This is a genomic window from Bartonella sp. B12(2025) (assembly GCF_053795135.1).
Map to the genome: position 1 here is coordinate 1,074,082 of NZ_CP200031.1, position 13,348 is coordinate 1,087,429.

A 13,348-nucleotide genomic window follows, 5' to 3' on the forward strand; every position below is an offset into this window, starting at 1 on the left:
TAAAATGCAAAAATATTGAATATCTCCAAAAAGTTAAAATAAAAAAGCTTTATTTTCTCTTCCGTAAAACCTATCACACTCTCTCGTCTCTATGAACAACAGGTTCAATACTTGCTTCAAAAAACATCTTTGTATAGTCACGTTGCGCGCGTAAATTGCGCAAATCATCATTACTGAGCTCTTCAAGAATAATCCCTTTATGCATAATGCCAACACGTTCACAGATGTGCGCAACAACAGCAAGATCGTGGGATACCATCAAATAAGTGAGCTTTTTTTCCTCTCGTAACGATTTCAACAAATTTAAAATTTCAGCCTGTACCGACACATCCAATGCAGATGTTGGCTCATCAAGCAGTAAAACTTCTGATTCGACAACCAAAGCACGCGCAAGAGCAATACGTTGACGCTGCCCTCCAGATAACTCATGCGGATAACGGTAAAGAAATGAAGAATCTAAACCAACAGAATTTAAAGCATCACGCACCCGTTCCTTTGGATTATCCATATTATGGATTTTGAGGGATTCAGAAAGAACAGTATAGACCATTTTTCTTGGATGAAGCGAAGCGTAGGGATCCTGAAAAACCATTTGAACACGGCGTAAAAAATCCTTGTTTCTTTTTTTTGCTACCTCTTGTCCATCAAAAATGAAACGCCCACTATAATCTGGAATAAGCCCGACCAATGCATTCAAAATGGTTGATTTTCCACATCCTGATTCACCAATCAAACCATAAGCTTCACCACGCTTAATATGAAAGTTAACATTTTTAACAACCCTTACTGCCTTATGCCTATGCCCAAAGGTTACAGATAAATTAGAAACATCAATAATATTCTCACAATTACTCATGGAGTAGCTCCTTTAACACCATTAACAATCGTAGGATTATGCAACCAATCAGGATCGCGCTCAGGCACAGCCAAAACATCAACAGGATTATCAAGCCGTGGCAGACTAGCTAGCAAAGCTTTAGTATAAGGATGACAGGCGCGAGATAAATCACACGCAGGTAATTCTTCTAACACACGCCCTGCATACATAACCAAAACACGATCACAAAAATCAGCAATCATATTCAAATCATGACTAATGAAAATAAGTCCCGTTCCAGATTTAGTTACAAGCTTATCCAATACTGATAAAACTTGACGCCTTACTGTAATATCAAGTGCAGACGTTGGCTCATCTGCAATAATTAAATCAGGTTTAGGAATGAGCATCATCGCAATCATCACGCGCTGCCCCATACCACCTGATATTTCATGAGGGAATAATCGCATCACATGTTCAGGATCACGAATATGAACAGACTCCAACATAGAAATTGTCTTTTCACGCGCTTCGGCTTTTGAAACACGGTAATGAATACAGTAAGCCTCCATAATCTGCTCCCCAATCCGTATTAACGGATTAAGTGAATATTTTGGATCCTGTAAGATCATTGAAATACGCTTACCCCGTATAGTCCGCATCTGAGATTCACTTGCGGTTAACAAATCAACATCACCAAAGCGCATTTTTTTAGCTTTTACAATTGCAGATTTTGGATTCAATTTTAGTATCGCGCGCCCAGTCATTGATTTTCCAGACCCAGATTCGCCAACAATTCCGATTTTTTCTTTTCCAACGGAAAAGCTAACACCGCGCACAACTTCTAAATTGCCATGCATAGTAGGAAAAGAAATACGTAAATCTTCTATCTCTAATAATTTTTTAGCCATTACGTGGATCCAATACATCACGAAGTCCGTCGCCTAAAAGATTGAAAGCAAGGCTTGCAAGCAATATTGCACAACCTGGTATCGCCGCCAACCACCAACTTGTCATCATAAATTCACGACCTGTCGAAAGCATTGCTCCCCATTCAGGACTTGGCAATTGAGCACCTAATCCCAAAAAACCAAGACCAGAAGCCGTCAAAATAATTCCAGACATATCTAACGCTAACCGTACAATCACCGAGGGAATACACATAGGTGCAATATGAAATAAAATAATTCGCAAAGTAGATGCACCTTGCAAACGAACTGCTGATACATAATCAGATGAACGTATTGTCAAAGTTTCAGCACGTGCCAAACGTGCTATTGGAGGCCACGCTGCAATTGAAATTGCAATAGCTGCATTTTCAATGCCTGGTCCCAAAGCCGCTGAAAAAGCAAGAGCTAAAATCAAACCTGGAAAAGCAAGAAAAATATCAACGATACGCATAAGAATAGTATCAACTACCCCGCCCATATAACCAGATACAGTTCCAACGATCAATCCTACAGGACCCACAATAATCGTGGTAAGAAAAACAATATAAAGGGTGATGCGCGTACCAAAAATGATTCGACTAAAAATATCACGCCCCAATTCATCCGTTCCTAAATAATGCTGCATAGATGGGGGTTGCAATCGATGCAACAGGTCATTACTAAAAGGATCATGAGAAGTAATCCAAGGAGCAAAAATTGCACACAAGACAATAATAAGAATGACAATCAAACCAAATACAGCCGAAAGATTATGAGAAAATCTGATTACTGAATGATAAATTTTTTGTACATTTGCCTGAACGATTGATCTTGGAACAGGTTCATTCAACCAATGTCTCAAAGAAAATGATGATTGCAATTTATGATGATTAATTGTTGTCATAAACGTGTCCTCGGATCAAGTATGTGATAAAGAAAATCAGAAAATAAATTAATAGCGATAAAGATAAATCCTATAAGCAAAGTGCACCCTACAACTGCATTCATATCTCCTGCCAAAAGAGCATTCGTCAAGTAACGCCCAAAACCAGGCCAAGCAAAAACTGTCTCTGTTAAAACAGCGCCCTCTAATAAAGAAGCGTAAGAAAGTGCAACGACAGTGATAATCTGAACAGAAGCGTTGCGAAAAGCATGGCACCAAACCGTTCGCATCAAAGATAATCCCTTAACACGCGCAGTAATAATATATTCCTGATTAAGTTGTTCAATCATAAATCCACGAGTCATACGCGTAATGTAAGCCATAGAACCGAAAGCTAAAATTAAAGCAGGCATAATAATATGGCTTAAAACATTGCGAAAAGCCTCCCACTGCCCCTGCCAAGCAGTATCCCAAAGCAAAAATCCTGTCCTAGGTTCAAAAGAATACTCATAAATAAAATCAATCCGCCCTGGACCACCAATCCAGCCAAGCTTAGCATAAAATATTAATAATGCCATCAACCCAAGCCAAAAAACTGGTGTTGAGTAACGAAGGAGCGTAACAACACGAACAAAATGATCAATGAATGAATCACGATACACTGCTGCAAAAACACCAAGCGGAATACCCAAACTCGTGCCAACAACAGTAGAAATTGTTGCAAGCTCTAATGTTGCAGGAAAAACACGCATAATATCTTCTGAGACAGGACGTCCCGAAGTTAATGCATTCCCTAAATTAAAAGAAAATATATCGCGAAGATAATTCCAATATTGAACTATCAATGGCTTATCAAGACCCAACTTATAAAACATTGCATCATAAGCTTCTTGACTAATATTATCACCAAGAATAGCAAGAACAGGATCTAAAGGAAGAAGATGACCAATAAAAAAAGTAATGGTTACCAAACCAAGTAACGTAACAAACACAGAAATTAACAACTTAACTACCTTTAAAAAAAAGGTCCATAAGTACAAACCTTTCTGCCTTTGTGATATTTCTACATTAGCTTCTGAAAATGATAAAGTCATCTTAATAAGATCCTACACATCGATAAAAAGTGAATGCGACGTTTCCCCCGCCACACAACCAAATAAACTACAACCAAACCTTACACACAAATTTACTTATACGACTGCGCATATTTTTCTGCATCATTGTAGTAAAGCGTAAAACTATTCCAAACCCAATTTTTCATTGCAGGTCCCATGCCAACGGTATAATACGGCTGAAATAAATAAACCATGGGACCGTGCTCAAACATATAATGCTGTAAAGCATGATACTGCTCAATCCGCTTATTTTTATCTTTCTCAAACAACGCATCCATTACCATTTTATTAGCATTTTCATCGTAATAGCCAACATTCCAAGCCAAATACATACCATGCTTTTTTGTAAATGTTGGATCAGGATTAAAAACGTGATTTAACGAAGCGGGATGCCCGTCAAGATTAAAACTTCCCCATCCCATAATAGCAGTATCGTAATTTCCACCATGCACGCGACTTAACAATTGAGTTTTTGCCATTTTTTCAATTATAAACTCAATACCAATTTTGCGTGCATTTTCTTGAATCGACTGCGCAACAGATGACAAATAGGGAAACTCACTAACTAAAAGATTAGCTTTAAAACCGTCAGGATAGCCTGCTTCGCTTATTAATTTTTTTGCTTTTTCTAAATTTAGCTTGAACGGCAATCCTTCTTTTTCATCCAAAGCTCCTAGAATACCTAATGGCATATAACTCGCGCGTGGAATTGCAACACCTTTTAAAACAGTTTCTCCAAGATTTTTGTAATCAATCAAATAACGAAGCGCCAATCTTACTTTTTCGTTAGCAAAAACTGCATTTTTGTTGTTCAGCGATAAATAAACAGACTGCGGTCGCAAAACACGGCTAATTTTGATAGGCCCTCCCTGTCTTTCAATACTTAAAATATCCTCTGAAGAAAGATCACGCGCTATATCTATATCACCTTTTTCCAAAAGCAGTCTCTGGCTCGATGGTTCAGCTACATGCTGCACTATAATCTTCTGTATTTTTGGAATATCTCCCCAATAATGTTGAGTAGCTTTTAATATAATTTTATCCCCTGGACTCCAACGCGCTAATTTATAAGGACCAACGCAAGCCGAATGAGTAGCTAAATATTTATTGCCCATATCACCATCAATACTATTTGCTTCAATTGTCTTCCGATCAAGCAAAGCAGAAGCATAAGACTGTGCAATCACAGTCAATATAAGTTGGGCAGGATAAGGTTTATCCAATTTCAATTGGAGAGTTTTATTGTCCAAAGCTTGAATATTTGTTTCTATATTATCTTTTGTAAATCCATAATCTATAAAAGACTGAGCAAAACTAAATCCTAATTTAACAATACGTTGCATTGACCATGCAAGATCTTGCGCTGTTGCCACCCTTCCATCATCAAACTTTAAATCATCACGAAGATGAAAAACAATTCTTTTCCCATCATCTAGAACATCCCAAGACTGAGCCATCGCAGGGCGAATTTTCCTAGGATCAGATTTATCATATTGCACTAATGCACTGCAAATATTCATCAATAATTCGCTCGTTACAACCTCAAGCGATTGTGCTGGATCAAAACTACGAATTGAATCAATATTCCAAGCCATCACCAATGTATTTTCAGATGACGCGCTTAATGCTGGTAATATGAACCCATTAAAAAAACTCGTCACTCCTAATAAAATACAAAGTCTCTTTAATGCTTTTTTCTTTCTCATTTTATTTCTCTACTTTGCATTTTATTTTTGGAGACTTTGCACATAGAGGACTTCTAATCTCTCCATTGCATCACCCAATAACACAACCATAAAGTTTTCTGCTTAACTTTCACAAAACATATTCTCAAGCACTAGTCTATAAATTGAGATGTCCTTCCATAACACAACAGATACCTCTCAAAATATAGGTTTCTATAATTACAAACATCGACTTGCCTACCATAAACTGTCCCTAACCCCTATAGTAAGTCCCCTACAATTTCATGTCTTAAATGGCTTTAAAATCACTCCTATGCAGGGAACCGGGATATCATTTATGTCATCCACGCTTTCTTTGTCATAACAGAACTTAATACGTGTTTATTTCTCAATTGCACTATAAAAAATACGCGGTGCGTTGTTCCAAACCCATTTTTTGACAACAGGTGACATAGCTACAATACTATATTTTTGAAAAATGAACGCATAAGGTCCTGTTTGCATAAGCTCACGCTGCAAATCAGCATATATTTGCGCTCGCTTTTGGGGATTCTTTTCAAATAATGCATCTATAACTTTCTGGTTCATATTTGCATCAAAATAGCCCTTCTGCCAGCTGGGATAGGCCGTATTCCTAGCCTCAAATCGATTATCAGGATTGTAAATAAGACGTAAAGCCATTGTGTGAGGATCCGCAGAGTCATTATTCCACCCGGCAAAAGCAGTATCAAAGGCACGTGCATAAATTTTTGAAAATAATTGCGCACCTCCTAAGCGTTCAATTTTCAAATGCACACCAACCTTTGCAGCATTATCTTGGATAGATTGCATAATCGGTAAATTAAGAGAGGACGCTCCGACCAGGACATTTGCCTCAAACCCATTCGGATAACCTGCCTCAGTTAAAAGTTGCTTAGCTTTTTGAAAATTAACTTTAAAGGGCTGTCCTTCTTTTTCATTCAAGGCTCCTAAAGTACCGAGAGGAAGAAAACTTGCACGCGGGACAGCAACTCCCTTGAGAGTTGTCTTTGCAAGACCTTCATAGTCAATAAGATAGCGCATTGCTAAACGCACTTTTTCATTAGCAAAAATAGGATTCGTCATATTGAAGCCCCAATACATCATGGACGGCACCAATACTCTCTCAATCTTAATATCCGTTGTTTTTTGGAGATCTGCTAAATCTTCAGGCGTCAAATTACGTGCAACATCAACATCGTGTTTCTGTAACAATAGACGTTGTGTTCCTGACTCACCAACATGACGAATCAAAACCTGCTTAATCTTAGGCGCTTCTCCCCAATAATTGGAACTCGCACGCAATAAAATGGCCTCTCCAGGACGCCAACTCGCCAATTGATAAGGACCAACACAGGCAATGTGGCTAGCCAAGTACCGATTTCCCATATCGCCATCTTTTTCATGCTTCATAATCGTTTCACGATCAAGCAAGGCAGTAGCGTATCTAGTGGCAACATTGCTAAGAATAAGTTCTTCTGGATAAGGTTTATCAAATTTCATTACCACAGTTTTCTCATCTGGTGCTTGAAGAGCAGAATCAACTGTTTCAGCGGTAATGCCATAATCACCAAATGTCGCAGCATTAGCCATACTTAATTTAACAACCCGCTTCATACTCCAAAGAAGATCATAAGCATTTGCAGGACGACCATCATTAAACTTCAAACCATCGCGCAAATGAAAAGTAATAGTTGTACTGTGTTCATCCCCTGAAACATCCCAACTCTCCGCCAAAGATGGAACTGCTTTAGCTGCATCATCTCGAGCAGCACTAACCAAATTATCACAAGTGTTGACAAGAATTTCACCTGGAACCACTTCATTGATTTGCGCAGGATCAAACGTAACAATGGAATCAATATTCCAAGCCATCACAAGTGTACCAGCAGGTGTTTTTGCTGATACGTGTTGTAAAGACATACCCATAGCAATAAGAGCAGAAATAAAAGAACTGCCACCTCTCAATATCTTTCTCTTCAAACTCATAAATTTTTCCCTTTATAATATTTCACATTAATTCATTATTTTCAAAATCTTAAAACGACACAATCAATTTACAACAACAAAAAACTGAACAAACATGATTTAACAACCTGCACATATTCGTTCCATTTTCAATCCATTGGCTTATGTCTTAATAAAATCATAAAAAAACGTGCAGACTCCTTAACCTCGCTAATTTGCATCCATGCCATAATACCTTATTCACTGGAACAAGCATATTCCCCTTCAGTTAATCATCAAAGGTGTAAGGTATAAAGCATGATAACATTGCTGCACGAAAACTCATAAGCTTATCATCCCATTCCTTAAATTGTGTCAAAAACAACTGCGCCCTCAAATATTCAATTTTAAAGCGCGAACATCATCCCTCCCGCATTATCGTAATTGAATTAAACAGTTAGTAAAACATAAAAATCCCCTTGCCAAACACAAACATCTATAAAAACCATTTAATCTTTTAAAAGCTGAACGTAAAAAATCCTCTTCACCCACAATACTAAACTAAATAATTTGGCTGGAACAAAATTACAGCAGAAAATACCACTCTTTTCAAATGCCATCTTTCTAAGAATACACAATTTTCAAAAACATCATGCCCAATAAGAGAGCGCATAGCCAAGCACACTCTGTTCACTGGTAAAAATAAAATCCATCATACTTGCCCCCTCATAAAAACATAGCCGAATATAAATTTTTCTTAATTCCGACTGTTACCACTGCTTTGCGCATTTAAAGAACACACACACCAATACCCTTGGCTTTAATGATAAATTCTAAAGATTAAACTAAACATCGCAGCAGATAGAAAACTCTCCCGGCCTCAACTTTCTTCCTCAAAAGCTGAAACCCACACATAAAAAACCGCTTTCAGAGGAAAAGCTATCAGATAATAAAGCGTTACACAAGCATTCTAAGTGACTTAACATCAATTTTTCATTATCATCATTTTATTTTATACTTCACTCACAAGCACTTGATAACGAAATATCTAACAAAAATGACCAATGACCATACCATTCAGTAAAAAACATACTTCATTCAATTTCAAAAAATAAAACAACACGTACACGGATAAATTAAAAAAAATGTTGAAAATTTAACGACAAAAACACCCTTCAAGATGATCATTAACAATCCCTATTGCCTGCATAAAAGCGTAACAAGTCGTAGGGCCAATAAATGTCCAACCACGTTTTTTCAAATTTGTCGCAAGACGAATAGAAGTAGGTGTAATAGGATTATCCCGTAATATTTGAAAATTTACCTTTTCATAACGCTCAGACGGCGGTGGCTGAAAAGACCAAAAATAATGAGACAAACTACCCCACTCTTCAACGATTGCCTTCGCTTTTATGGCATTATTAATCACCGATCTAATTTTTCCTTGATGACGAACAATGCCTTTGTTCTGCATCAGCATTTGCACCTTTACTTCATCGTAATGCATAATTTTTTCAAAATCAAAGCCATCGAACGCATCTCGAAAAGAGACGATTTTTTTTAAAATTGTTAGCCAAGAAAGTCCCGCCTGAAAACCTTCAAGGCAGATTTTTTCAAATAAACGACGATCATCAAAAACAGGTTTTCCCCATTCGTTATCATGATAAGCACAATAAAGCGGATCAGTTCCTGCCCACGAACAACGAACTTTCCCATCCGCGCCCATAAGAAGCCCTTCACTAAGTGCTTCATTCACCCCACTAAAAGAGCGTTCCTTGATCATCTTTCTTTGATTTTACCCGTTGAGATTTTAGAGATCGATTGGAAGCATGATTTTGTACTAAAACGCTGCTTTCACCGTCAAAAAAACGCAAATTTATTGACCCTGTTTCAGGAAGTTGCACCAACCGTTTAATGGGCTTATCATTTTGCCCTAAAGCCAAAACAAAACCACGCTCTAAAATACTTTGGTATGAAGTGCTTCTTAAAAGTCTGAATGCTAACTCCACCTGAGCACGCTGTTTTTCAACAGTGCGTAAAAAAGCACGACGAAGACGTACAGTATACTCTTTGGTATTTTGTTTAGCCTTTTCAGTATTCAGTAACCGTGGCGAAAAACGTGCACCAAATGCATGAAAATAAGAACGTTTTTTATCAAAACTTACGTGAAGAGCACGTTGCAATCGACTTGAAGCTTCATTAAAGCTGCGTCGCGCTTTTTCAGTATTCAATAATCGTAGCGAAAGACGTGCACCAAATGCATGAAAATAAGAGCGTTTTTTATCAAAACTTACGTGAAGAGCACGTTGCAATCGACTTGAAACCTCATCAAAACTACGCCAAGGAAAAGCAAAAAGTTGGTCGGAAGTTGGAAGACCTCGCGCAACTGCACGTAACCTTTGTTGATGAAAATCAAAATAACGCACCAGCCCCGCACGCAAACGCGCACAAAGCGATGCCACATACACTTCAAGATCGAACTTGACGGGAACAGCCCTCTCTGCTGCTCCTGTAGGAGTTGGAGCGCGCCAATCAGCGACATAATCGATCAAAGTCCAATCCGTTTCATGCCCAACAGCAGAGATAACCGGAAGGGAAGATGCATAAACAGCACGAACAACAGCTTCATCATTAAACCCCCATAAATCTTCTAAACTTCCTCCTCCCCGTGCAACAATAATAAGATCAGGTTTTGGAACAATACCTCCTAAAGGGAGAGCATTAAAACCTTCAACAGCAGCCGCCACTTCTCGCCCACTTGTTTCTCCCTGAACACGTACAGGCCAAACCAAAATATGTAATGGGAAACGATCTGATATACGATGAATAATGTCGCGAATAACAGCGCCTGTTGGTGATGTTACAACGCCTATAATTCGGGGCATATAAGGCAAAGGTTTTTTCTTGTCTTCGTCAAACAAACCTTCATTCGCAAGCTTTTTCTTACGATTCTCTAGGAGTGTCATCAAAGCACCAACCCCCGCGGGCTCAAGTTCTTCAATGACAATTTGATATTTTGATGAGCCTGGATAAACTGTAAGTTTGCCAACAGCAACTACTTCCATCCCTTCTTCCGGAAGGAACTTGAGCTTTTCCATAATACCGCGCCAAATAACAGCCTCCAAGCGCGCCTTATCATCTTTTAAAGCAAAATAGGAATGCCCCGAAGTATGAGCACCGCGGTAACCTGATATCTCCCCACGCACCCGCACATAACCAAATTTCTCTTCAACAACGCGCTTTAAAGCCCCCGCTATTTCGGAAACACTAAACTCTACTACATTCGTTGCACTTGCTTTTTCAGCAAACAGATTTATCATTTTTCAATTCACGGAAGTTAAAATACTCAATCTTTAAACATTCACACAAACACATCTTTAATTAGAATGAAATATCTCTCTAAAATAGAATACTTGAAATTACATTCTATACACAACATATTAACTATTCCATAGGGGCCTTCGGCGTGCTGAAAATTCTTACCATTATGCAAAACGTCGAACCATTATAATTATCTCTTTACCAATTCATAGAAATAAAAAATATCCAACAAGTTAATGAAAGAAATACCATGAAAATATCTCGAAAAATGCCAACAGAACACGAGCGCGTTTCAGAAACCGATACAGAGGTTACACCAGTATTACAAGGTGGTAAACTCGAAAAAAAAATAAGGAAAAACAAAAGAAAATACGAATAGCGAAAAAACCATTTCTTCTTTATAATAACGACATCACTATATTATACAATGGGAACGCAATATATTCAAAGATATGTAAAATTGAACAAAAAGATAAATATGTCCAATTCTTTTCATACATTTCTTATAGAAACATTAAGGCGTATTGCTATAAAATTGCTCATTCTTCCACCTCTTCCCGGCAGCATGATGAAGTTTTGGGTGAAAGCCTTGAAGTCTCGTGCAAACTAATAATAAAATTTTTAAAATTTCCACGGAAAATAGGATTTATAACTCTTACAAACGTCTTCCATATGACCACGATGCCAACAATCATTGTCACGCCTATTTTTCTTTTTACACATTTATCATAAAATAAATGCCTTAACGTTTCTCTTCCGCTAATCTTTTCGAAAAATCAAACGACATAAAAATCCTGTACTCACAGCCACAATCACCGCAATAACACCATATAAGAAACCATACTTATGAGCTGCGTGAAAAATTGTATAAGCAATATGTGCTTTAACGATTTCAAGAGTCGTTGTTGCGCTATCAATAAACTGTCCATCGAGAAAAAGATAAGCGCGCGCCTGATAATGTCCAACAGGAGTATTTGCCGGCAAACGAAAATGCGCTGTAAAAAGTGTGCCAGAACCAAAACGAACACCGCCCACTTCCTCATTATAAAGATTTTTGGCTTTTTGCAACTTTATAAGTTCATCACGAAAGATTTGTATTTTCTGCTGATCTGGTTCATCCGTCTGCGGCAACAAATAGGATAATCCTAAGCGTAAGCGTTTATAATCTTCAATGCTAGTAATATCATCAATCTCACGCGTTGTGACCATAGAATAAAAAAGAGGAACATTTTTAAAAATAAGGGAATCTGCGTTAACCCAAACTCCAGCATTACGTTTCTTCTCCCGCATAACCATCGGCCGAGATTGTCCCTCTAAACTAACAATGATATCATAACGCTTCTGCTGAGAATATAACGGATCAATATTTTCCAAAACACCAGCAATATAGAGGTCACAACCATCGAAATGTGTATCAACCGTAACCGTATTCGTTGTTAAGATAATTTGGATAGTTTCGTGGTTAACTTGATCAATGAATGCAGCTTTTGCACCAACATGTGCCCACGTAGGAAAAGAGACCACGCAAAAGCAGCCCACAATAATGTATAAAGAAAATAATCTACCCATTTTTATCTCATAAGAATATCCAGAGAGAAAAGGTTATCAGGGCGTACAAATAATTGAAAAGCAAGACGCATACATACAACCAACACCAAAAATGCAAGCGCCATGCGCAATTGTTCAGCCTTTAATTTTCGTCCAGCACGTGTCCCATATTGCGCACCAATACTTCCTCCAATCATCAGCAAAAAAGCCAAAACAATATCAACTGACTGATTGCTCACACTTTGCAAAACTGTGGTAAAAGAGGATACAAATGTAATCTGAAAAAGTGAAGTTCCAATCACTACATTGGTTGGGACACGTAGAAGGTAAATCAATGCTGGTATCATAAAGAATCCCCCACCGATTCCCATAATAGAAGACAGCAACCCAACAATTAAACCAATCCCTAAAACTGGAATAATGCTGACATATATCATTGATGTCCGAAAACGCATTTTTAACGGTAAACGATGGATCCAATTATGCCTACCAGCAAGACGAATACTGACTTTTTGTGCCTTGCGCTGACGCAGCATATCGCACCAACTTTCAATAATCATCAAACTTCCTACGCTCCCAAGAAGAATCACATAAAGAAGCGAAATCATTAAATCTAATTGACCCAATTTTTTTAAAACAGAAAAAATCTGGATCCCGATTAAAGAGCCAGCCCCCCCTCCAATCGCTAAAAGAATACCAAGTTTGATATCAAGAGTGCGTCTTCTAAAATGCGTAATTGCCCCCGTCACAGATGATGCAATCATCTGGTTAGCCCCCGTTCCAACAGCAATAGCAGGAGGAATATTATAAAAAATCAATAAAGGCGTGATAAGAAAACCACCACCAATCCCAAAAAGACCTGAAAAAAAACCACCAACAACCCCCATACCAATCAAGATCAGCATGTTGAGCGACATTTCAGCAATTGGTAAATAAATACTCACTTACAGAACCTTCAAGATAATTTGAGCTTTTTAGATAATTCGAGAGCCCCTTCTCCAATAATCTTCGTTGCGTACTTAAAAGGACAATTTTAGATGTCATACATGGCTTCACAAAATTATGAAGGCGCAACATACCTCATG

At 38.0% G+C, this 13,348-nt stretch carries 11 protein-coding genes; 1 reads left to right on the forward strand and 10 read right to left on the reverse strand.

Features of this window, described 5'->3' with window-relative positions; genetic code table 11:
* Positions 1–73: 73 nt before the first annotated feature.
* From V3564_RS04710 to xseA, 8 genes are all read right to left on the reverse strand, one after another.
* Positions 74–856, reverse strand: coding sequence for an ABC transporter ATP-binding protein (locus V3564_RS04710; RefSeq protein WP_455480441.1), 783 nt, complete (start codon positions 854–856; stop codon positions 74–76).
* Positions 853–1,728, reverse strand: coding sequence for an ABC transporter ATP-binding protein (locus V3564_RS04715; protein WP_455480442.1), 876 nt, complete (start codon positions 1,726–1,728; stop codon positions 853–855). Before V3564_RS04715 ends, V3564_RS04710 begins: the two co-directional genes overlap by 4 nt.
* The gene (gene nikC / locus V3564_RS04720) at positions 1,721–2,650 is read right to left on the reverse strand and encodes a nickel transporter permease (protein WP_455480443.1); all 930 of its coding nucleotides are present in this window, start codon (positions 2,648–2,650) and stop codon (positions 1,721–1,723) included. The genes V3564_RS04715 and nikC overlap by 8 nt, the downstream gene beginning before the upstream one ends.
* Complete coding sequence (locus tag V3564_RS04725) at positions 2,647–3,723, reverse strand: ABC transporter permease (RefSeq protein ID WP_455480444.1); 1,077 nt, start codon at positions 3,721–3,723, stop codon at positions 2,647–2,649. Before V3564_RS04725 ends, nikC begins: the two co-directional genes overlap by 4 nt.
* A gap of 92 nt (positions 3,724–3,815) precedes the next feature.
* Positions 3,816–5,450: an ABC transporter substrate-binding protein gene (locus tag V3564_RS04730; protein WP_455480445.1), complete on the reverse strand. Its 1,635-nt coding sequence runs from the start codon at positions 5,448–5,450 to the stop codon at positions 3,816–3,818.
* 360 nt (positions 5,451–5,810) lie between these two features.
* Positions 5,811–7,436, reverse strand: coding sequence for an ABC transporter substrate-binding protein (locus tag V3564_RS04735; protein WP_455480446.1), 1,626 nt, complete (start codon positions 7,434–7,436; stop codon positions 5,811–5,813).
* Between the two features lie 1,114 nt (positions 7,437–8,550).
* Positions 8,551–9,177 (reverse strand): DNA-3-methyladenine glycosylase I, encoded by a 627-nt coding sequence (locus V3564_RS04740; protein ID WP_455480447.1) that lies wholly within the window; start codon positions 9,175–9,177, stop codon positions 8,551–8,553.
* Positions 9,155–10,714 carry an exodeoxyribonuclease VII large subunit gene (gene xseA / locus V3564_RS04745; RefSeq protein ID WP_455480448.1) on the reverse strand — a complete coding sequence of 520 codons (1,560 nt, stop codon included), beginning with the start codon at positions 10,712–10,714 and terminating at the stop codon, positions 9,155–9,157. The genes V3564_RS04740 and xseA overlap by 23 nt, the downstream gene beginning before the upstream one ends.
* 251 nt (positions 10,715–10,965) lie before the next feature.
* Between xseA and V3564_RS04750 the strand changes: the two genes are divergently transcribed.
* Positions 10,966–11,094: a hypothetical protein gene (locus V3564_RS04750; protein WP_455480449.1), complete on the forward strand. Its 129-nt coding sequence runs from the start codon at positions 10,966–10,968 to the stop codon at positions 11,092–11,094.
* Between the two features lie 380 nt (positions 11,095–11,474).
* Here the strand turns inward: V3564_RS04750 and V3564_RS04755 are convergent, their stop codons facing one another.
* Positions 11,475–12,284: a TIGR02186 family protein gene (locus tag V3564_RS04755; RefSeq protein WP_455480450.1), complete on the reverse strand. Its 810-nt coding sequence runs from the start codon at positions 12,282–12,284 to the stop codon at positions 11,475–11,477.
* Between the two features lie 2 nt (positions 12,285–12,286).
* A complete protein-coding gene (locus V3564_RS04760; protein ID WP_455480451.1) occupies positions 12,287–13,207 on the reverse strand; it encodes a sulfite exporter TauE/SafE family protein in 921 nt (306 codons plus the stop codon).
* Positions 13,208–13,348 lie beyond the last annotated feature (141 nt).